Below are 21043 nucleotides of genomic sequence, written 5' to 3'. Positions count from 1 at the left end.
TTTGAAATTGCTATTTAATTTTAACAGATTTTAGTACCCGGCCGGCTACTTCCTGCCCTACCGGATCGTCGTCGCGATAGTTGATATGTATTTGCCAGCGGCTACTTTCCCGCACTACTACCAGATTTGAGAAGCTGAGCTTGATAGCGCCTTTATAAAGGTAGCTGCCTTCCTCCAGGGCTCCCTGCAGGCCAGAAATTAACACCGGAACTGATTTACATTGAATATCTGTTACCAATCCGCCCTCCTGCAGGGCTTTGTGGCTGGTACTGACGGCAGTTTCCAGGGAATTATCAGCTCCCGGCTTGTAGTTGCGAAGGTTGACTGCTATTTGAACCCCGCCGCCGTCTTCATTTCTATATGTTTTCGAGTATTCCACCTCGTTGGCTTCTTCCGGTTTCAGAGGCTGGTCGTGCACCCATAATTTGAGGGGCGTACTGATTTCCAGGGCGTGGCGACCTATGGTAGCCGTGTGCCAGGTGGCATACAGGCTTGATTTAGGCACTTTAGGGTACAGGAGCGTATATACGGCTCTTTTCCCGAAGAGTGTCCCTGCGCCGGCGATACAGATAAACAGCAGGGTAAAGAAGATAATTACCTTCCCCCGGTTTTGTGGCTGCATTTGCCTGTTTACCCATGCGGTGAGTATATTTTTCCTGGGGGCTTTGATGGAGACACCAACGGTTTGCTGAAATTCTTCGAAACTGGCCATGGGATGTGATTGGCGCCATTCAGCAAAAGTGGTTTGAAATTTTTTTCCACATGATTCACAGAAAGTCTGGTATTCCGACTTCATAACATTAGGATGCTGACAGTTTTCACAAATCAGGTATTTCATAGGGACGGTCAGGTTTTATGGTCTATTCAGTGGGCTAAATATACAATTTTTTATAAATATATTTAGGGAGATGTTAGCTGTCATAAAGCAGAAAGGCCTCGCAATGCGAGGCCTTTCAAAATATTGTAATCTATTGAATAAATTACTCAGCTGATTTTTCTTCAGTTGAAGCATCAGCAGCAGGAGCAACTTCATCTTCAGCTTTTTTCTTAGCACCACCAGCGCGGCGTGTTTTCTTAGCAGGAGCTTTATCAGCAGCGGCAGATTTACCGTAGATTTCGTTGAAATCAACCAGTTCAATCATTGCTACTTCAGCGTTATCACCTACACGTTTACCCAGTTTAATGATACGGGTGTATCCACCAGGACGGTTAGCGATTTTTTCGCTGATAACACCGAACAGTTCTTTGATAGCCTCTTTGTCTTGCAGGTAAGAGAAAACGATTCTACGATTGTGAGTAGAGTCGGCTTTACCTCTGGTCAGAATTGGTTCAACGTAAACGCGCAGCGCTTTAGCTTTCGCTAAAGTGGTGGTGATACGTTTGTGACTGATCAGTTCGCAAGCCAGGTTAGACATCAGGCTTTTGCGGTGTGCAGCTGTTCTGCTTAATTTGTTTAATTTAACTCCGTGACGCATGACATTTGATTTTACCCCTGCACCGTGTCAGGAATTGCAGGGTACTTTTATAAAAAATAAGAATCCCCTTCACATTTGTGGTGAAAAGGGGATATAAAGATTATTCTTCGTCGAGTTTCAGTTTGGACAGGTCCATACCGAAGTGCAGACCTCTTTCGCCCAGCACTTGTTCGATTTCGCTCAGAGATTTCTGACCGAAGTTTCTGAATTTCATCAGTTCTTCCTGTTCGTACTGTACCAGTTCGCTCAGGGAGTTGATTTTAGCTGCTTTCAGACAGTTGAAAGCACGTACGCTCAGATCGAGATCTTCGAGTGGTGTTTTCAGTATCTTACGGAGCTGCAGGGTTTGTTCGTCCACTACATCTTCTTTTTCAGCGTCTTTGGTATCAAAGCTGATGTTTTCATCGGTGATGATCATCAGGTGCTGGATGAGGATGCGGGAAGCTTGCTTCACTGCTTCTTCAGGATGAATAGTACCGTCGGTAACAACCTCCATGATCAGTTTCTCATAGTCGGTTTTTTGTTCCACACGGGTATTTTCTATGCTGTACTTTACGTTTTTGATTGGCGTAAAGATAGAGTCGATGGCGATATAGCCAAACACTGCATCCTTAGGTTTATTCTCTTCTGCAGGAACGTAACCGCGGCCTTTACCGATAGTCAGTTCGATATCCATCTTAGCAGATGGATCGAGGGTGCAGATGAGTAATTCCGGGTTCATGATCTGGAAAGCGCTGGTAGCTTTTTCGATCATATCTGCACGAAACTCAGTTTTACCTTTGATTGACAGTGTGATCTTTTCGTTCGTCACATCATTTTCAGAAATTCTCTTGAAGCGAACCTGTTTCAGGTTCAGGATAATTTCTGTAACGTCTTCGGTAACACCTTTCAGTGTAGCGAACTCGTGATCAGCCCCTTCAATCTTAATACCCACAATGGCATAGCCCTCCAAAGAAGACAACAGCACGCGACGCAACGCATTACCGATAGTCACAGCATAACCTGGTTCTAATGGTCGGAATTCGAATTGAGCTTCAAAGTCGGTAGACTTCTGCAATACGATCTTATCAGGTTTCTGGAAATTTAAAATTGCCATTGATATGATAGATTTATGAGTTTAAATATGAAGTTAGTCCATGGCCGAAGCCATGGACTAGTATTTATTACTTAGAATACAATTCCACAATCAGTTGTTCCTTGATATTCTCAGGAACGCTCTCTCTCTCAGGATAAGCAATGAATGTACCTTTCATTTCTTTCTCGTTCCAATCCAGCCAGCTGAATTTAGGATTTTTACCACGGATAACGCTGGTCAGAGCGGTATTGTTTGCGGTTTTGTTCTTCAGGGATACAGTATCACCTGGTTTCAGTTGGAAAGAAGGAGTGTTAACCAGGATACCGTTAACAGTGATGTGTTTGTGAGACACGAGCTGACGAGCAGCAGGACGGGAAGGAGCGATACCCAGACGGAACACGGTGTTGTCCAGACGAGCTTCCAGTAATTTAATCAATACCTCACCAGTAACACCTTTTCTGCGGTTAGCCTCGTCAAACAGGTTGCGGAACTGACGCTCCAGTACACCGTAAGTGTATTTTGCTTTCTGTTTTTCTCTCAGCTGCAGTGCGTATTCGCCTAATTGTTTACGTTTACGGTTTGCGCCATGCTGACCCGGAGGGTTGCTGTTTTTACCTAAATACTTACCATTACCGAGAATGGGTTCACCAAAAATTCTGGAAATTTTGGTCTTTGGTCCTGTGTACCTTGCCATAATTGAAAATAATAAAGATTTTTTAGTTAATGATGTATGCTCTTCAAAAAATCTAAAAACCTGATCATACACCCATGTTTATAAAATATTAAACTACAAAGTCCAGACACCAGTCAGTTATATCCTGACCAGTATCTGGAATCTGTAATAATATATTCCTACACTCTTCTTTTCTTAGGAGGACGGCAACCGTTATGAGGCAGAGGAGTTACGTCTTTAATCATGCTCACTTCGATACCAGAGTTTGCGATAGCACGGATAGCGCTCTCACGACCAGCACCCGGACCTTTCACAAATACGTCTGCTCTTTTCAGACCGGCGTCCATAGCAACTTTAGCAGCATCCTGTGCAGCCAGCTGAGCTGCGTATGGAGTGTTCTTTTTAGAACCTCTGAAGCCCATTTTACCAGCGGAAGACCAGGAGATAACCTGACCGTGCTTATTGGTAATGCTTACAATGATATTGTTAAAGCTAGCAGAGATATGAACATCTCCGTAGTTATCTACCTTTACTACTCTCTTTTTATTAGCAGCAGTTTTTGTATTAGTTGCTTTTGCCATAATGATATTAAATTCCAAATATTGAAATCCAGATCCCAAATCAACACAACAATTGTGTCACTTGAAACCCCCTCACCTTGGAATTCGGGATTTCAACCTGGGATTTTATTTATTATTTCTTAGTTGCTTTTTTCTTACCAGCCACTGTCTTACGTTTACCCTTACGAGTACGGCTGTTGGTACGAGTACGCTGACCTCTTACCGGTAAACCTTTCCTGTGACGCAGACCACGGTAACAAGCGATATCCAGCAGACGCTTGATATTCATTTGCACCTCAGAACGCAGCTGACCCTCTACCTTAAACTCGCCGTTGATAATGTTACGGATGGCAGCTTGTTCATCATCGTTCCAATCCTTCACTTTTTTGTTTACATCAATTTCCGCCTTGTTCAGGATATATTGGGCGGTAGAACGGCCTATACCGAAAATATAGGTGAGGCCAATTTCTCCTCTTTTATTTTTAGGAAGATCTATACCGGCTATACGTGCCATATTTCTATTTTATTTTTATATGATTCTGATTAAAAAATCAAATTCCGTCAAGAAATTGAATTACCCCTGACGTTGTTTGAAGCGAGGGTTCTTTTTGTTGATCACCAACAGAACACCTTTTCTACGAACTATTTTACAATCCGCACTTCTTTTTTTGATTGCAGCTCTTACCTTCATGATGATTTATTTATAAAAGGTTATATTTAAAACTTGTCTCTCCGGACTTCACCGTTACTCCCGCGCTTATTTGTATCTGAAAATTATACGGCCTCTTGACAAATCGTACGGGCTCATTTCAACCCCCACCTTGTCTCCTGGCAGAATGCGGATGTAGTGCATTCTCATCTTTCCAGAAATGGTGGCCAGAATCTCGTGCCCGTTTTCCAGTTTTACACGGAACATAGCGTTTGATAAGGCTTCTAATATTATTCCATCCTGCTTAATGAGTGCCTGTTTTGCCATAAAAATTTTTAGGACTGCAAAGATAGCGATTATCTTTTGAAATAGAAAAATTTCCCCGGATTATTATTACTATTGCCAGTCTTTTAATCTAATCCTATCGCCTTTTTTATTAAATTCTACTTATTATGAATAGGTATTCTATTTATAATTAATAGTTTGTATTCAATTCTGGGTTATTTTTTTCCGCCTTTTCGATCTCTGCAAAATTGGATAAAATATCCGCTTTTCCTTTCCCAACAGCCACCGTATGCTCAAAATGCACGGAAGCGCTGTTATCTCTGGTGACAACCGTCCAGCCATCTTCCAGGTATTCCACGTCTTTGGAGCGCAGGTTTATCATAGGTTCGATGGCGATGACCAGCCCTTCTTTCATTACAGGTCCACTACCGCGTTTACCATAGTTTGGCACCTGAGGATCTTCGTGCAGGTGACGACCCAGGCCATGACCTACCAGTTCTCTTACCACGCCGTAGCCTCTCTCCTTTTCAGTATATTCCTGGATAGCGTAGGAGATGTCACCGATACGGTTACCTACGATCGCTTTCTCAATACCTTTATACAAGGAGGCTTTGGTAGCTCCCATCAGGCGAAGGATATTTTCTGCCACGTTACCGATGGCAAAGGTGTAGGCGCTGTCGGCATGGAAACCGTTCATAAACACCCCACAATCCACCGTCACGATATCGCCGTCTTTCAGCACATATTTATCAGGAATACCGTGTACTACTGCCTCGTTAACGGAGATGCAGCAGGCAGCAGGGAAACCTTTATAGTTTTTGAAGGAAGGAGTAGCGCCATGTTCAACAATGTACCTGTCGGCCACTGCATCCACTTCCAGGGTAGACATACCGGGTTTAATGGTACGCGCTACTTCTGCCAGTGCATCGCTCAGGAGCAGGGCACTTTTGCGGATGAGTTCTATCTCTTCTTTTGTTTTATATTGAATCATAACAATCTTTTTCTAACCTGACAGTTAAATAACATAGCCACTAAAGCATAAAAAAGGGTTTATGCTTCTGTGGCTATGTTTATTTCTATGCCCTTGCGAGCAGCCTGATGATAGCTTAAGCGTTTGCCGGAGCTGTTCTGCCTTTGATACGGCCGGTGCTCATTAAGCCGTCGTAATGACGCATGAGCAGCTGGCTTTCGATCTGCTGCAGGGTATCCAGGATAACACCCACCATGATGAGGAGGGAGGTACCACCAAAGAAGGTGGCGAAGTTGCTGTTTACGCGGAAAGCGGCAGCAACACCTGGAAGAATACCTACAAGCGCCAGGAAGAATGCACCAGGCAACGTGATACGGTCCATTACCGCGCCGATGTAATCAGCAGTAGCGGTACCTGGTTTAACACCAGGGATGAAGCCGTTATTGCGCTTCATTTCATCCGCCATTTGGGTTGGATTGAAAATGAGTGCAGTATAGAAATAAGTAAATACAATTACTAACACACCGTAGATCACGTTGTACCAGCCATTCGTATGATCAGAGAAAATACGGATAAAGCTGGAAGCACTTTCTGAAGAAGTGGCAAAACCGATAACGGTGGCAGGAATAAACATGATAGCCTGGGCGAAGATGATCGGCATTACACCGGCAGCATTCACTTTCAGCGGGATGAACTGACGTACACCACCATATTGTTTATTACCTACAATGCGTTTTGCGTAGTTAACTGGAATTTTGCGGGTTCCTTGTACCAGAAGGATCAATCCTACAGTGATCAGGATGAAGATGGCAATCTCGATCAGGAAGAGGATCGGACCACCGCCGCCACCTTCTACTTTAGTAGAGAATTCAGCGAGGATAGCCTGAGGCAGGCGGGCGAGAATACCCATCATGATGATGATGGAAGTACCGTTACCAATACCTTTATCCGTGATTTTCTCACCGAGCCACATCACAAACAGGGTACCTGCTGTGAGAACGATGGTGGTAGATAACCAGAAGAAGAAGGTGCCATACTCAGGGATAATAGCGCCACCAGACTGATTACGCAGATAAGCTACGTAAGCACTTGCCTGGAATCCAGTTACCACAACTGTGAGGATTCGGGTGTACTGATTGATCTTTTTGCGGCCGCTTTCTCCTTCTTTCTGTAATTTCTGGAAATAAGGTACTGCTATCGTTAACAATTGGATAGCGATAGACGCGGAGATGTAAGGCATGATACCCAGCGCAAAGATGGAAGCCCTTGAAAACGATCCACCTGCAAACATGTTGAACAGCCCCAGAATCCCCTGGTTAGAACTCTTGGAAAAGTTGGAGAGAGCGTTGGCATCAATACCAGGTAACGTGATATAAGATCCTACACGGTAGATGAGGACCAGGAGCAGGGTGGTTAAGATGCGGTTACGCAGGTCCTCAATACTCCAGATATTCTTGATCGTTTCGATAAATTTCTTCACAGGAAGATAAAGGTTTAATAGCGCTATTAAATATGAAAAGACGCACTACTCCGTAGGCGTCTCCTCAGTCGTAAAGTCTTATACCAGTTCTACTGATCCACCTGCTGCTTCGATGGCTGTTTTAGCTTTTTCGCTGATAGCGTTCACTTTAACAGTCACTTTGCTTTTCAGTTCACCGTTAGCCAGGATCTTAACTTTTGCAGTTCTGTTGATCAGGCCATTCATGAACAGGTTGTCCAGATTGAACTCCTGCAGACCATATTTTTCAACTAAGTGATCGATTTGGCCCAGGTTGAAGATTTGGTATTCTTCGCGGTTATTATTTTTGAAACCACGTTTAGGCATACGGCGCTGGATAGGCATCTGACCTCCTTCGAAGCCTCTCTTGCTGGAGTAACCAGCGCGGGATTGAATACCTTTGTTACCTTTTGTGGAAGTACCACCTTTACCGGAAGCCTCACCGCGGCCAAGACGTTTCTCTTTATGTACAGAGCCTTGTGCAGGCTGTAATGAATGCAGATTCATGATGTTAATTTTTTTTACTTGCGCGGAAATTAACCGCTCGCTTAAATGTATAATATCTGTTGTAAAGTTGCAAATGTAAAGGTAAGATTATCAGCAGACAATCCCACAGCAGTGTTAGGTGATTAACCGTTTACCTGCTCAACTTTTACCAGATGGTTTACTTTGGTAACCATACCCAGGACCTGAGGAGTTGCCTCAACTTCAACAGAAGCGTGCATTTTAGTCAGACCCAGTGCCTTCAAAGTCAGTTTCTGCCTTTCAGGACGGTCGATACCACTTTTCACCTGAGTGATCTTAATCTTTGCCATAAATCCCTATCCGCCGGGGGCGGAGTAATTTAATTGTTAAAAAATATGTTAGCACTTCTCCGGGTTTAACCGGTTCTCCTTTCGGAGAACAGATTAACCGTTGAATACTTTTTTCAGAGCGATAGTTCTGGTTTTAGCTACGCTAACTGGTTCGCGGAGCAGACCCAGTGCTTTGAAGGTAGCTTTTACCACGTTGTGTGGGTTTGCAGAACCTAAAGATTTAGCCAGAACGTCGGTAACGCCAGCGCTTTCCAGCACAGCACGCATAGAACCACCAGCGATTACACCAGTACCATGAGCGGCTGGTTTAATCAGCACTTTGGCAGCGCCTTCTTTTGCGAACTGATCGTGAGGGATAGTACCGTGCATAACAGGAACTTTAATCAGGTTCTTTTTAGCATCGTCTATACCTTTAGTGATAGCTTGCTGTACTTCTTTAGCTTTACCCAGACCATGACCTACCACGCCGTTTTCGTTACCTACTACAACCAGGGCGGAGAAGCTGAAAGTACGACCGCCTTTGGTGGTTTTAGTAACACGGTTGATCGCCACAACTTTCTCTTTCAGTTCCAGGTCACCGGCTTTTACCTTATTGAATGAATTCTTTGCCATTTTATTTTATAAGAATTACTTGTTCAGAATTATAAAATTCGGACCCTTTATTAAAATTGGAGACCGCCTTCTCTTGCACCTTCAGCAACCGCTTTGATACGACCGTGGTATAAGTAACCGCTTCTGTCGAATACACATTTGGTGAGGCCTAATGCAATTGCTTTAGCAGCTACTGCAGCACCTACCATTTTAGATTTTTCAGATTTGGTACCTTTTTGTGCAACGATATCTTTATCACGGGAAGATGCAGCAACCAGGGTAGTACCGTTGGTATCATCGATCAGCTGCACGTAGATATCGCTATTACTGCGGAATACAGAGAATCTTGGTGTCTGTGCAGAACCAGAGATTTTCTTACGGATGCGGTAACGGATCTTCTGTCTCCTGTTAACTTTTGTGCTCATTGTGAGTTTTAGTTTTATAATCCCGATGCTGCCGGGATTGTGTTAAAATCAGCTAACCAGCTTTTTGGAGCTGATTAGCCAATTTAAATATTTTATTTACCAGCTGATTTACCAGCTTTCTTACGTACAACCTCATCGGAGTAGCGAACACCTTTACCTTTGTAAGGCTCAGGTTTACGCAGGCTACGCAGTTTAGCGGCAACCTGACCCAGCAGTTGTTTATCGATACTTTCCAGCATGATTTTAGGGTTCTGACCTTTTTCAGTCAGGGTAGACACCTTCAGTTCAGCAGGAACTTCGAATACGATATTGTGAGAATAACCCAGTGCGAGATCCAGCAGCTGACCAGCGTGAGTGGCTTTGTAACCAACACCCACCAGTTCCAGTTGTTTTTTGAATCCATCAGTAACACCAGTAACCATGTTCTGCAGCAGCGCGCGGTACAAACCGTGCAGTGCTTTATGACGGATCTGGTCAGTAGGGCGAACAACGTTTAATACGCCGTCAGCAACTTCTACTTTAATATCCCTGTCGATGGTTCTTTTCAGTTCACCTTTAGGACCTTTTACGGTTACTTCGTTAGCTGGGGAAACAGAAACTGTAACACCTGCAGCCAGTTTGATAGGAGCTTTACCTATACGAGACATAACTTTAAGTTTAAAGTTGTTATTGTTATAGTACCGATCATCCGTTTTCAGCGCCGTATAGTGAGCTTAGATGGCGGGTGATCTACGAAGTTTACCGGTTGGGGACCAACCGGTAAACAAAGAATTTATTAGTAGATGTGGCAAACTACTTCACCACCAACGTTCTGAGCTTTAGCTTCTTTATCAGTCATTACTCCTTTGGAAGTAGAGATGATAGCGATACCCAAACCATTCTTCACACGTTTGAAGTCTTCTGGTTTAGAGTACTGACGCAGACCTGGACGGCTTACGCGAGTCAGTTCTTTGATAGCGGGTTCTTTTGTTTGAAGATCGTACTTCAAAGCGATTTTGATAACGCCTTGTTTGTTATCTTCTTCGAATTTGTACTTCAGGATATAACCTTTATCGTACAGAATTTCGGTAATACGTTTTTTCAGCTTGGAAGCCGGAATTTCCACAATCCTGTGGGTGGCCATTTGCGCGTTCCGGATACGAGTCAGGAAGTCTGCTATTGGATCAGTAACCATTGTCTAAATAGTTTGATGATGTTTTACAATGCGATATCCAATCAGTATAAGATGGGAATCAAATAACTTAATTGTTTGGAGCAGTTAAACTGCTACCGGGAATATTACCAGCTGGCTTTTCTAACACCAGGGATTTTACCAGCGAGAGCCAGGTCGCGGAACATGTTCCTGCAGAGGCCGAAGTGACGCATGTATCCTTTAGGACGACCGGTCAGCTGGCATCTGTTTTTCAGACGAACAGGAGAAGCGTTTTTAGGCAGTTGGTCCAGAGCAGCGTAATCGCCTGCAGCTTTCAGCTCAGCGCGTTTTTCTGCAAATTTAGCAACCATAGCTTCTCTTTTCCTTTGTCTGGCTTTTACGGATTCTTTTGCCATAGTATATTATCGTTTACTGATTATCTTTTTTCATGTTTCTGAAAGGCATACCCATTTCTTTCAGCAGCTCGTAAGCTTCTTCGTTGGTGGTAGCGGTAGTCACGAAAGTGATATCCATACCGGAGATCTTAGTCACTTTATCGATATCGATTTCAGGGAAGATGATCTGTTCGGTAACACCCATGGTATAGTTACCACGACCGTCGAAAGCTTTCTCGTTGATACCTTTGAAGTCACGTACACGTGGCAGGGAAACTGAGATCAGACGATCCAGGAACTCGTACATGTTAACACCACGGAGGGTAACGCGAGCACCGATTGGCATATGCTTACGGAGCTTAAAGTTGGAGATATCCTTTTTAGACAGGGTAGCGATGGCTTTTTGACCAGCGATACGAGACATTTCGTCTACTGCGATGTCTACCAGTTTTTTATCACCTACAGCACCGTTGATACCTTGGTTCAGGCAGATTTTAGTCAGGCGAGGTACCTGCATTACGCTTTTGTAGTTGAATTTCTTCTTCAGCGCAGCAACCACTTCGTTTTTGTATTTGGTCTGCAGTCTCGGAGTATAGTTAGTGTTTGCCATTATTTAATTACCTCCCCTGATTTTTTAGCGATACGAACTAATTTACCGTTTTCTCTCTGTTTGTTCACACGGGTAGGAGCACCAGTTTTAGCATCCCACAGCATCACGTTAGAGATAGCGATAGGAGCCTCTTGCTTTACGATACCACCTTTGGTATTTTGAGCAGTAGGTTTGGTGTGTTTGGTAATAATATTAACGCCCTCTACAATAATGCGGGCTTTGTCAGGCTGAACTTCCAGCACTTTACGAGCTTTGGTCCTGTCCTTGTCATCACCTGTGATAACCGCAACCAGGTCGCCCTTCTTAATGTTGAATTTAGGCTTAAATCTAGTTTTCATTACTTTGATTTATTATTAAACGCCAAGCGAAACGTCTGTTTCGCTTGATAAATGTTTTTTCGTTCTTGCAAACGGGCTGCAAAGATAAGAAATATTTACAAATATTGGAATTTTGGGATTTTCGGGGAAAAATGCCTGAAAACACCAAAATTCCAAATTCGATAATAATCTGTCTTACAACACTTCAGGAGCGAGGGAGATAATTTTCATATAACCCTTGTCTCTGAGCTCACGGGCAACCGGACCGAAAATACGGGTACCACGAGGTTCGTCTGAGTTGTTCAGCAGTACAACCGCGTTATCATCGAAACGGATATAAGAACCGTCTTTACGACGTAATTTATTTTTGGTTCTTACGATTACGGCTTTAGTAACCATACCTTTTTTCGCGCCACCGCCAGGAATTGCATCCTTAACAGTCACCACAATTTTATCACCTACTCTAGCGTAGTCCTGACCGGAGTTACCTAATACGCGGATGCAAAGAACTTCTTTAGCACCAGAGTTATCAGCTACGTTCAGCCTTGATTCTTGTTGTATCATCGTAATGAGATTTATTTTGTTTAGTCAGCGGCTGGAACCGGGATTGCCGGCCACAGCTTGAAACAAAGAATAATTATTTTACTTTTTCGATTACTTCTACCAGTCTCCAGCATTTGTTCTTAGACATAGGACGGATTTCCGCGATTTTCACGGTATCGCCAATGCTGCACTCATTGTTTTCGTCATGAGCCATGAACTTGGTAGTTTTTTTAACGAACTTACCATAGATCGGGTGTTTTACTTTACGTTCCACTTTAACAGTAATGGTTTTATCCATTTTGTTAGAGGACACCACACCAATCCTGGATTTTCTTAATTTTCTTTCGGTCGTCATTGTTGAAATATTTAACTCTCCCGGGGGAGGCCTTAAATGTTATGCTAATACTACTAGGAGGATTAGAAGCCCAGTTGTCTTTTACGCAGTTCGGTATTCATGCGTGCGATATCGCGTCTCACAGAGCGGATGCTCATTGGATTTTCGATAGGCGTGATTGCATGACCGAATGTCATCTTCTTCAAGCGCAGTTGCTCAGCAGAGATTTTCTCTTTCAGCTCCTGTTCGCTCAGGCCTTTCAGATCCAGCTTTTCTTTTGCCATTGTATTGAGTTTGAACAGTACCCATTTCCATGGGGACTGGAATGTGTTTTAAAAATGTGTACCTGCGGATTATGCAACGAAGTCGCGGCTGGTTACAAATTTCACTTTGATAGGCAGTTTCTGAGCTGCGAGTTCCATTGCTTCTTTAGCAACTTGTAAAGGAACTCCTGCTGCTTCGAACAGAATTCTACCTGGTTTCACTACTGCTGCCCAATGGTCTGGAGCACCTTTACCTTTACCCATCCTCACTTCCAGTGGTTTAGCGGTGATTGGTTTATCAGGGAAGATACGGATCCAAACGTTACCTTCACGTTTCATGTGTCTGGTCAAAGCAACACGAGCAGCTTCGATTTGACGGTCGGTGATCCATTTAGGTTCTAATGCTTTAAGGCCGAAAGTACCAAAGGACAGGGTTGCGCCTCTTTTAGCGTTCCCTTTGATGCGACCTTTGTGCATCTTCCTATGTTTCACTCTTTTTGGCTGTAACATCGTCTATATTGTTAATGTTAATAGTAATTGTTTAAGTCTGGTTGTCTGTCAGATATTATCTGCGACCACCGCCACGGTTATCACCGCCTCTTCTGTCACCACGATCTCTTCTTTCGCCACCACGGTGATGATCATCACGGCCACCGCCACGGTTATCACCTTCTTTACCTGTGAGTACGTTAGGATTCAGATCACGTTTACCCAGTACTTCACCTTTACAGATCCATACTTTGATACCGATTTTACCGTAAACGGTTAATGCGAACAGGGAAGCGTAATCGATGTCCATACGGAAAGTATGTAATGGAGTACGACCTTGTTTCATTTCTTCGGAACGGGCAATTTCAGCACCACCCAGACGTCCGCTTACTTTGATTTTGATACCTTCAGCACCCATTCTCAGTGCGGTAGCAATTGCCATTTTGATAGCGCGTTTGTAGTTGATACGGCTTTCAATTTGTTTAGCAATTGTTTCGGCAACGATGTTAGCATCCATTTCAGGGCGACGGATTTCCAGAATGTTAATCTGAACATCTTCTTTACCTGTCAGTTTTTTCAGTTCTTCTTTGATGCGGTCAACTTCGTTTCCACCTTTACCTATGATGATACCAGGTTTAGAAGTATGAACAGTGATAATCAACTTACCTAAAGTTCTTTCGATCACAACTCTGGAGATGCCACCTTTGTTGATACGGGCATTCAGATACGTTCTGATCTTGTTATCTTCGATCAGTTTGGTAGCAAAATCTTTCTTGCTGCCATACCAATTAGAGTCCCATCCTCTGATGATACCTAACCTGTTACCAATAGGATTTGTTTTCTGACCCATGTTCTGGTTATTTGTCTATTAGATTAATAGTTTTAATTTCTCTCTGTGGTATTAACACTTAAGCGTTTTTACCGTCCACTACGATTGTAACGTGGTTACTTCTCTTGCGGATTCTGTAACCTCTACCTTGTGGAGCAGGGCGCATTCTTTTCAGGGTGCGGCCACCGTCAACGAAGATAGTTTTAACAATCAGGTTAGCATCTTCTACCCTTGCACCTTCGTTCTTCACTTTCCAGTTAGCGATAGCAGATACCAGCAGTTTTTCTAAAGGTACGCTTGGGTGCTTAGGATGGAATTTCAAAATATTCAAAGCCTTTTCTACATCCAGACCGCGGATTAAGTCTGCCAGCAAACGCATTTTGCGGGGAGATGTAGGATTATTGTTCAGCTTAGCTACTGCTTCCATTTTTAATTTCTTTTATTATTTAGCGTCTGATTACTCAGACTATAATTACATTTTCTTGTTAGCGTGTCCTCTGAAGTTACGGGTAGGAGCAAATTCGCCCAGTTTATGGCCAACCATGAATTCCGTTACATAAACAGGAATAAATTTGTTGCCATTGTGTACTGCGAAGGTGTGGCCTACGAAATCAGGAGTGATAGTAGAACGACGGCTCCAGGTTTTGATAACTGTACGCTTGGTGCCTGCGTTCATTTTTTCTACTTTATTCTCCAATTTCTGGTCTACGTAAGGACCTTTTCTTATGGAACGAGCCATGTTGTTTCTTTTATGATTTTCCAATTTCGGATTCCGGTTTTAAGGCCGGAATCCGAATTCCGAAATATTATAATTTTTTACCGTTCTTTCTGCTGATGATCAGTTTATCAGAGCTCTTATGCGGTTTTCTGGTTTTCAGACCTTTCGCATATTTACCTGTTCTGGATCTAGGGTGACCACCTGAAGATTTACCTTCACCACCACCCATTGGGTGATCCACTGGGTTCATCGCAACGCCTCGGTTACGAGGGCGGATACCTCTCCAACGGTTAGCACCTGCTTTACCGATAGATTGCAGGGCGTGATCGGAGTTAGAAACGGTACCTACAGTAGCCATACAGGTGTTGAGCACTTTACGGAGCTCACCAGAAGGCATTTTCAGTACTGCATATTTTTCTTCCTTGTTGCTCAGTTGTGCGTAAGCACCAGCAGATCTGGCGATTGCACCACCTTTACCAGGCTGCAGTTCGATGTTGTGAACAACAGTACCCAGAGGCATATTTTTCAGCAACAGTGCGTTACCTACTTCAGGTGCAACTTCAGCACCGCTGATAACGGTACCACCAACCTGCAGACCCTGAGGAGCGATGATGTAACGTTTTTCACCATCTGCGTAGGAAACCAGCGCGATGAATGCGCTACGGTTTGGATCGTACTCGATGGTTTTAACTGTAGCAGGAATATTTTGTTTGTCACGCTTAAAGTCGATTACACGGTACTGTTTTTTGTGACCGCCACCGATATAGCGCATTGACATCCTACCCTGAGCGTTTCTACCGCCGCTTCTCTTAGCAGGCTCGAGGAGGCTTTTTTCCGGAGTATCCGTAGTCAGTTCCGCGTAAGCGTTACCGATTTTCCAACGGGTACCCGCTGTCATTGGTTTAAATTTCTTCAGTGCCATTACTTTCAGAAAAAATTAATTGTTAATTAATTATAATTAGTGATCTGCATATACATCCACATCCCGGCTTATTGGGCCGGAAAGGCACTACATGTTAGCATACAGATCTATAGTTTCGCCTTCTGCGAGGGTAATAATCGCCTTTTTGTAAGACGGTTTTTTACCAGAAATGAAACCGGCTTTAGTAAAGCGGAATTTAGCTTTACCAGGCATCACTGCAGTGTTTACATCTGCAACACTCACCCCGTAAAAATCTTCCACTGCTTTTTTGATCTCCAGTTTGTTGGCTTTTTTGTCAACGATGAAGTAGTAGCGGTTAAATTTATCGGTCGCCTTATTCACCTTTTCGGTTACTACCGGTTTGATTAAAACGTCTGATGGTCTCATCTTTTATAGCTTATAGCTTTACAGCTGTGTTATTTAATTGGTTTACAACCGCTTACGCTTCAACTGGCTCTTCAGTGAAGATTTTTGCAGCGCTTTCTGTGAATACCAGGTAGTTGCTGTTCATGATATCATAAGTATTGATATCGCTCAGCATTGCACCGTCCACAGTAGGGATGTTTCTTAAAGACAGGTAAACACTTTCGTTGTACTCAGGGGTAATAAACATAGTTTTCTTACCGTCAACGTTGATGTTCAGGTTCTTTAAGATACCAACGAATTGTTTTGTTTTTGGTGTCTCGATAGCGAGGTCCTCAACAATGATGATGCTGTTCTCTTTAGCTTTCACTGACAGGGCGGAGATCTTAGCGAGATCTTTCACTTTTCTGTTCAGTTTAATAGCCCAGGAGTGAGGTTTTGGTCCGAAGATGGTACCACCACCTTTGTAGAGAGGGTTACGGATGTTACCTTTACGGGCACCACCAGTACCTTTTTGTTTGTGCAGTTTGCGGGAAGCACCTTTTACTTCAGCACGGGTTTTCACCTTGTGAGTACCCTGACGCTGTGCAGCCAGGTATTGCTTAACCGCCAGGTAGATTACGTGGTTGTTGGGTTCAACACCAAAAATCTCCTCCGGCAGGTCGATAGATCTTCCTGTTTGCTTACCTTGTATATTTAAGATATCGATCTTCATGTTACTTCTGGATTAAAACGATTGAACCATTGTGGCCGGGAACGGAACCACTTACCAGGATATAATTCTTTTCAGGGAATATTTTCAGAATCTTCAGGCCTTTCACTTTCACTCTTTCGTTACCTGTCTGACCTGCCATTCTCATACCCTTGAAAACGCGGGAAGGATAAGATGATCCACCAACGGAACCAGGAGCTCTGGATCTGTCGTGCTGACCGTGGGTAGCTTCACCCACACCGCTAAATCCGTGGCGTTTAACAACACCCTGGAAACCTTTACCTTTAGAGGTACCCACAACGTCAATCATTTCACCTTCTGTGAAGATTTCACAGGTGAGAGATTCACCAAGGGCTTTCTGTACGTCCGGGTTACGGAATTCTTTTACGAAACGTTTAGGGGAGGTGCTTGCTTTCGCGAAGTGATTCAATTCTGCTTTTGTGGTGTGCTTTTCTTTCTTTTCTCCGAAAGAAACCTGAATTGCATTGTAACCGTCTGATTCCAGGCTTTTTACCTGTGTTACAACGTTGGGACCAGCTTCGATAATGGTGCAGGCAGTCTGCTTACCATTGGCTTCGAAGATACTGGTCATGCCAATCTTTTTACCAATAAGACCTTTCATTTTTTATATGATTTTACCCAGCGCCTGGGGGATTTCTAGCTATCCCCAGGATGGGCGGTTTAAATACATTTATTGGGCGGCCGCCCAGAAGGCGCGACCTATGTTATATTTGTTAAAATTGTTACTCACTGGCAACCAGAGAGTAACCATAAATCAATTAAAGGCGGGCCTTTTGCCCAGCCTTGCTGTTGTCCTATGCTTTAATTTCAACTTCTACACCGGAAGGTAAATCCAGTTTGCTGAGCGCATCTACAGTTCTTGAGGAAGAAGTGTAAATGTCCAGTAAACGTTTGTGAGTACACAACTGGAACTGCTCGCGCGCTTTCTTGTTTACGTGCGGGCTACGCAGCACTGTAAAAATTTTCTTCTCTGTTGGTAAAGGAATTGGACCTGTTACCACGGCGCCCGTGTTACGCACGGTTTTAACGATCTTCTCAGCAGACTTATCTACCAGGTTATGATCGTAGGACTTCAGCTTGATTCTTATTCTCTGAGACATATGCAATGAACTTCTCTTTGTTTTTTCCCTTTACAATTTGGGAGGGCAAAGGTAACCCTTTCTTTTTATTTGGCAAATAATTCTCCGGAAAAAAATATAAGATGACCATCAAAAGACATGCTTTGCTGGCACAGCAGGTGGGGTTATAGGGCCTTTTAGCATGCCTGAGCCTTGTAGAATGCATTCATTTTGTGATGCTTAGGCCTTAGTTTTTGTTAACATGCTGGTTTTGACAAATATAGGGAAACCTCCCTCAGAAAACCAAAAAAAATTTTCAACTTTTTTGCCAGAAGGATGAAAATCTACTTCGCAACCGATTCAGATGCCACTGCACCGCCAATGCAGTTAACGGAGTCAGCAAATCTTCCCGCAGATAAATTAGTGGGCGCTCATGAAGAGAAGAAACGTAACGGGTCCTGCCACGGCTATTCCCCTCAGCTCCAGGCGTTCTCCTACGCTTTAAGGGATCTTAAAACGATGGCATCGTCATCTCCAAATCCACCCTTGCACAGTTTACTACACACTCAAACGGGCACCCTTTGCCATATCTTGCCCCTAGGTAAAAAAGAAGAGGCTGCCCTCCCGGAGCAGCCTCGTGGAATAACCAGAGCAAAATCAGCCCGTAGCTCCTCTTACAGAGGTAAGCCACCACCGATACCGCCCAGTAATGATTTTACTAATCCTAAGATCAGTGCCAGCAGTTGATTCAGTAAATCCATCGTTTAAGGTTTTAATAGGTAAACGCCTACTCTGATTCCCCTGGTTTTCGGCTACCCCAGCTGATAACTTTTTTATCAGGCCCCGAAAATAACCGCATATTTCCACCCGACATACGTTCATTTTATTCATTTACCAACAGTTGTTCATTTCATTCATTCCCCTGCCAGTAAGGATTTTAGCAGACTCTCCTCTCTCCCCAAAAATCATCTCCATCAGTAATCCTAATAAAAAAAACCGCTGCGTACGGAACGCAGCGGCCTAATAATACAAGGAAGGGAATTTTATGCACCTTTAGGTCCCTGCCTCACGGAGCTGTTTACTACAGACCTCCCAGTAATGCTTTCAGGAGTGCAACCAACTGTTGCAACAATTGATTTAATGTGGCCATAATGTTGGTAATTTCAGAGTTAAACGCCTACTCTATTGCGGGTTTTCAGCTACCCCCGGCGCAGGATTATAAGCCTCCCAGCGCCTTTACCAGCAGTGCCACCAGACCTGTCAAAAAGGTGTTTAATGCATCAACAATCATTGTGTTAATAATTTTGCGTCAGCCTACTCTTTATGCGGGTTTTCGGCAATCCCCGGTTTAAGGACCGGTAGCCGCTTACGTGAGCTACCTGCAGCAAATTACAGTGCACCAGTAACAGTGTTCAGGAACTTTACCAGTGCCATAAAAATAGTATTCAGCATAGCAACAGTTTTTATCTATTCCGCCTACTCTATTCTTGGTTTTCAGCAATCCCAACCACCCCGCCTGATGCAGGACAGATCGCTAAAATAAAGGCTTCCGTTTAATTTGCTTCCGTTCAGTATGTTCATTTATTCAATGTGTCGTTCATTCTGTTCATTCAGCCAGTAATAAGGATTCCTAAATGAAAATGGTCCTGAAGAAATCTTCAGGACCATTCTCATATAACAGACTAAACAACTGCTTATTTACCCATCTCTTCCTTGTAAATCTGCTTTGCTTTAGCAGTAGGCAGGAAAATCTGGAAACCCAGGCTGATACCAAGTCTGTTAGCAGTAGTACTATTACCACCACCCACAGTGATATTCCAGTTCAGGGCCGCATCCAAACCGATGTTTGGTGTAATAAAATAGGATAAACCAGGAGACAGACCCAGATTCAAACCGTTTGTAGATGCACCATTTGCAGGATTAAGACCCGCTAAACCAGCGTTTGCTTCCAGAAAGAATCTGGTACGTTTGCTGAATTCCAGCTTACGTACATTCTTATCCTCGATATAATACCTTGCGAAACCGCCAATTCCGTAGGTAACATCGGAGCCGTTATCTTTCTGGGTACGTAAACCGAAGTCCACATATCCACCCACAGCCAGCCCATCCTTGATGAACCAGCCTATTTTAGGGTTTAAATTAAATTGAAATACTGTACTGTTGTCCTGAAACAGAAAACCCAGATCCGTAATACTGGAGCCAACCATGATATTTCCTTTTTGGATCTGTGCCTTTGCCGTGCCGAACATCAGGGTCAATAATACCAGGGTTAAGAGACGAATTTTTTTCATGGTCTAATTTTTAATTTAAAATGAATGACATGCTGATTGACGATGGAAATAGTATTTCAGGTAGGAATAAATCAGGATGTCTGCCGCATCGCTCTCTTCACAGGATCTTATAGCAGGGGCTCTTATTACTTATTGAAAATGAATGCTATAAGCATTCACGCATGGTTTTAAATGTCAAAAAGCCCCGACTCGTTGCTTCCATAAAATCAGCAACTTAAGTCAATAACAGTTTTGACATTCAGGTTGTTGAATGTCAGACAAAAAAAATGTTAAATTTTATTTTACCTGTGCGAGCAGATCAGCATGGGTGCAAAATTCACCACGGGATTGGAGAAATGACAGGAATCCTTCCAGCTTAGCGCACATCTTATCTCCACTCACTTTCCTGATATAGGCCGGCAGTTGGTATCCGGACAGATCCGTGAGTTCCCAGGGATGGAAATAAAAAGAGAGATAGGGGTCTTTACGCAGCACCTGCCTGCTGAAATGCCTTGTTATCCACAAAGGCACATTTTTCACACTCAGCCAGAAGATAGGGTATCTGAAAAGAGGAGATACAGAAGAAGGGATGATCCACAGCTTATTACTGCGGAAAACGGTACGGGGAACATGCCAGTTGTTATACCTGCCTGGCAGCCAGGTAGGATTCACAGAGGAATCATAGTCGTAACCCGCCTTCAGGAGGGCGTCCTGACTCACAGGTCGTAGTCGCGGCATACGAAATCCGGTAACTACGCTACCGCTGATTTCCTGCAGGGCAAGCCTGGAACCTTCCAGGTCTTCCTCTGCAAAAGAGCTGTGGTAATAAGCATGGGAAGCGATTTCATGGTTAGCAGCTATCCTGCGGATCAGTTCCGGGAAATGCTGCGCCCAATATGCAGTGACAAAAAAAGTAGCCCTTACCTTAGTCATGGTCGGAAGAAATTCCGACCATTTCTTTATGTTTTGAAGTAAATATCAGGATTTCCGCCACATAAGACAACGATTTGAGCAATTGCCAGATCCCTGACTTCCATAGCCATGCGCCTTT

The 21043-nt window shown here is 43.6% G+C and carries 33 protein-coding genes; all 33 read right to left on the bottom strand.

Going from position 1 to position 21043, the window contains the following annotated elements:
- Window positions 1-10: 10 nt before the first annotated feature.
- The 33 genes from KW844_RS25955 to KW844_RS25795 all read right to left on the bottom strand — a co-directional run bounded on the left by KW844_RS25955 (window position 11) and on the right by KW844_RS25795 (window position 20925).
- Entirely contained in the window at window positions 11-712 is a 702-nt protein-coding gene (locus KW844_RS25955; RefSeq protein ID WP_218379686.1) for a hypothetical protein, read from the bottom strand.
- A 268-nt stretch (window positions 713-980) separates the two neighbouring features.
- Entirely contained in the window at window positions 981-1475 is a 495-nt protein-coding gene (gene rplQ, locus KW844_RS25950; protein WP_218379685.1) for a 50S ribosomal protein L17, read from the bottom strand.
- A 100-nt stretch (window positions 1476-1575) separates the two neighbouring features.
- Entirely contained in the window at window positions 1576-2571 is a 996-nt protein-coding gene (locus KW844_RS25945) for a DNA-directed RNA polymerase subunit alpha (protein WP_073083240.1), read from the bottom strand.
- 67 nt (window positions 2572-2638) lie between these two features.
- Complete coding sequence (gene rpsD, locus KW844_RS25940; protein ID WP_218379684.1) at window positions 2639-3244, bottom strand: 30S ribosomal protein S4; 606 nt, start codon at window positions 3242-3244, stop codon at window positions 2639-2641.
- A 158-nt stretch (window positions 3245-3402) separates the two neighbouring features.
- Entirely contained in the window at window positions 3403-3804 is a 402-nt protein-coding gene (gene rpsK, locus KW844_RS25935; RefSeq protein WP_073083840.1) for a 30S ribosomal protein S11, read from the bottom strand.
- A gap of 112 nt (window positions 3805-3916) precedes the next feature.
- Window positions 3917-4297 carry a 30S ribosomal protein S13 gene (gene rpsM / locus KW844_RS25930; RefSeq protein WP_073083235.1) on the bottom strand — a complete coding sequence of 127 codons (381 nt, stop codon included), beginning with the start codon at window positions 4295-4297 and terminating at the stop codon, window positions 3917-3919.
- 60 nt (window positions 4298-4357) lie between these two features.
- Window positions 4358-4474 (bottom strand): 50S ribosomal protein L36, encoded by a 117-nt coding sequence (rpmJ, locus tag KW844_RS25925; RefSeq protein ID WP_073083232.1) that lies wholly within the window; start codon window positions 4472-4474, stop codon window positions 4358-4360.
- Between the two features lie 66 nt (window positions 4475-4540).
- Entirely contained in the window at window positions 4541-4759 is a 219-nt protein-coding gene (gene infA, locus KW844_RS25920; protein ID WP_012789309.1) for a translation initiation factor IF-1, read from the bottom strand.
- A gap of 148 nt (window positions 4760-4907) precedes the next feature.
- Window positions 4908-5708, bottom strand: coding sequence for a type I methionyl aminopeptidase (map, locus tag KW844_RS25915; RefSeq protein ID WP_218379683.1), 801 nt, complete (start codon window positions 5706-5708; stop codon window positions 4908-4910).
- Between the two features lie 115 nt (window positions 5709-5823).
- Window positions 5824-7167: a preprotein translocase subunit SecY gene (gene secY, locus KW844_RS25910; protein WP_073083227.1), complete on the bottom strand. Its 1344-nt coding sequence runs from the start codon at window positions 7165-7167 to the stop codon at window positions 5824-5826.
- A 78-nt stretch (window positions 7168-7245) separates the two neighbouring features.
- Complete coding sequence (rplO, locus tag KW844_RS25905) at window positions 7246-7692, bottom strand: 50S ribosomal protein L15 (protein ID WP_073083224.1); 447 nt, start codon at window positions 7690-7692, stop codon at window positions 7246-7248.
- 122 nt (window positions 7693-7814) lie between these two features.
- The gene (gene rpmD, locus KW844_RS25900) at window positions 7815-8000 is read right to left on the bottom strand and encodes a 50S ribosomal protein L30 (RefSeq protein ID WP_073083222.1); all 186 of its coding nucleotides are present in this window, start codon (window positions 7998-8000) and stop codon (window positions 7815-7817) included.
- A gap of 93 nt (window positions 8001-8093) precedes the next feature.
- The gene (rpsE, locus tag KW844_RS25895; RefSeq protein WP_073083219.1) at window positions 8094-8612 is read right to left on the bottom strand and encodes a 30S ribosomal protein S5; all 519 of its coding nucleotides are present in this window, start codon (window positions 8610-8612) and stop codon (window positions 8094-8096) included.
- A gap of 50 nt (window positions 8613-8662) precedes the next feature.
- Window positions 8663-9016 (bottom strand): 50S ribosomal protein L18, encoded by a 354-nt coding sequence (rplR, locus tag KW844_RS25890; RefSeq protein ID WP_218379682.1) that lies wholly within the window; start codon window positions 9014-9016, stop codon window positions 8663-8665.
- A gap of 92 nt (window positions 9017-9108) precedes the next feature.
- Entirely contained in the window at window positions 9109-9663 is a 555-nt protein-coding gene (gene rplF, locus KW844_RS25885; protein WP_218379681.1) for a 50S ribosomal protein L6, read from the bottom strand.
- A gap of 128 nt (window positions 9664-9791) precedes the next feature.
- Complete coding sequence (gene rpsH / locus KW844_RS25880) at window positions 9792-10190, bottom strand: 30S ribosomal protein S8 (RefSeq protein WP_073083212.1); 399 nt, start codon at window positions 10188-10190, stop codon at window positions 9792-9794.
- 104 nt (window positions 10191-10294) lie between these two features.
- Complete coding sequence (gene rpsN, locus KW844_RS25875) at window positions 10295-10564, bottom strand: 30S ribosomal protein S14 (protein WP_218379680.1); 270 nt, start codon at window positions 10562-10564, stop codon at window positions 10295-10297.
- Between the two features lie 13 nt (window positions 10565-10577).
- Entirely contained in the window at window positions 10578-11153 is a 576-nt protein-coding gene (gene rplE / locus KW844_RS25870) for a 50S ribosomal protein L5 (protein ID WP_218379679.1), read from the bottom strand.
- Window positions 11153-11491, bottom strand: coding sequence for a 50S ribosomal protein L24 (gene rplX, locus KW844_RS25865; RefSeq protein ID WP_218379678.1), 339 nt, complete (start codon window positions 11489-11491; stop codon window positions 11153-11155). The genes rplE and rplX overlap by 1 nt, the downstream gene beginning before the upstream one ends.
- A gap of 174 nt (window positions 11492-11665) precedes the next feature.
- Window positions 11666-12034, bottom strand: coding sequence for a 50S ribosomal protein L14 (rplN, locus tag KW844_RS25860; protein WP_218379677.1), 369 nt, complete (start codon window positions 12032-12034; stop codon window positions 11666-11668).
- A 73-nt stretch (window positions 12035-12107) separates the two neighbouring features.
- A complete protein-coding gene (rpsQ, locus tag KW844_RS25855; RefSeq protein ID WP_073083200.1) occupies window positions 12108-12368 on the bottom strand; it encodes a 30S ribosomal protein S17 in 261 nt (86 codons plus the stop codon).
- 62 nt (window positions 12369-12430) lie between these two features.
- Entirely contained in the window at window positions 12431-12631 is a 201-nt protein-coding gene (rpmC, locus tag KW844_RS25850; protein ID WP_073083198.1) for a 50S ribosomal protein L29, read from the bottom strand.
- Window positions 12632-12700: 69 nt separating this feature from the next.
- Window positions 12701-13120 carry a 50S ribosomal protein L16 gene (rplP, locus tag KW844_RS25845; RefSeq protein ID WP_073083196.1) on the bottom strand — a complete coding sequence of 140 codons (420 nt, stop codon included), beginning with the start codon at window positions 13118-13120 and terminating at the stop codon, window positions 12701-12703.
- A 55-nt stretch (window positions 13121-13175) separates the two neighbouring features.
- Window positions 13176-13949 carry a 30S ribosomal protein S3 gene (rpsC, locus tag KW844_RS25840; protein ID WP_218379676.1) on the bottom strand — a complete coding sequence of 258 codons (774 nt, stop codon included), beginning with the start codon at window positions 13947-13949 and terminating at the stop codon, window positions 13176-13178.
- Window positions 13950-14007: 58 nt separating this feature from the next.
- Window positions 14008-14355 (bottom strand): 50S ribosomal protein L22, encoded by a 348-nt coding sequence (rplV, locus tag KW844_RS25835; RefSeq protein WP_073083190.1) that lies wholly within the window; start codon window positions 14353-14355, stop codon window positions 14008-14010.
- Between the two features lie 45 nt (window positions 14356-14400).
- Window positions 14401-14667, bottom strand: a complete 267-nt coding sequence (rpsS, locus tag KW844_RS25830; protein WP_111590145.1) for a 30S ribosomal protein S19 — start codon at window positions 14665-14667, stop codon at window positions 14401-14403.
- Window positions 14668-14734: 67 nt separating this feature from the next.
- Window positions 14735-15568, bottom strand: coding sequence for a 50S ribosomal protein L2 (gene rplB, locus KW844_RS25825; RefSeq protein ID WP_143307698.1), 834 nt, complete (start codon window positions 15566-15568; stop codon window positions 14735-14737).
- Window positions 15569-15655: 87 nt separating this feature from the next.
- On the bottom strand, window positions 15656-15955 hold the full coding sequence (gene rplW / locus KW844_RS25820) for a 50S ribosomal protein L23 (protein ID WP_073083182.1): 300 nt from the start codon (window positions 15953-15955) through the stop codon (window positions 15656-15658).
- Window positions 15956-16007: 52 nt separating this feature from the next.
- Complete coding sequence (rplD, locus tag KW844_RS25815) at window positions 16008-16646, bottom strand: 50S ribosomal protein L4 (protein ID WP_073083179.1); 639 nt, start codon at window positions 16644-16646, stop codon at window positions 16008-16010.
- 1 nt (window position 16647) lies between these two features.
- Window positions 16648-17265 (bottom strand): 50S ribosomal protein L3, encoded by a 618-nt coding sequence (rplC, locus tag KW844_RS25810; protein ID WP_218379675.1) that lies wholly within the window; start codon window positions 17263-17265, stop codon window positions 16648-16650.
- 193 nt (window positions 17266-17458) lie between these two features.
- Complete coding sequence (gene rpsJ, locus KW844_RS25805) at window positions 17459-17764, bottom strand: 30S ribosomal protein S10 (RefSeq protein ID WP_012789286.1); 306 nt, start codon at window positions 17762-17764, stop codon at window positions 17459-17461.
- 1652 nt (window positions 17765-19416) lie between these two features.
- On the bottom strand, window positions 19417-20013 hold the full coding sequence (locus KW844_RS25800; protein WP_218379674.1) for a hypothetical protein: 597 nt from the start codon (window positions 20011-20013) through the stop codon (window positions 19417-19419).
- Between the two features lie 276 nt (window positions 20014-20289).
- On the bottom strand, window positions 20290-20925 hold the full coding sequence (locus tag KW844_RS25795; protein WP_218379673.1) for a polysaccharide deacetylase family protein: 636 nt from the start codon (window positions 20923-20925) through the stop codon (window positions 20290-20292).
- Window positions 20926-21043: the final 118 nt, after the last annotated feature.

It is taken from the genome of Chitinophaga sp. sic0106 (genome assembly GCF_019219075.1).
Taxonomy (GTDB): domain Bacteria; phylum Bacteroidota; class Bacteroidia; order Chitinophagales; family Chitinophagaceae; genus Chitinophaga.
This window is presented reverse-complemented; position numbering and strand designations above follow the sequence as displayed.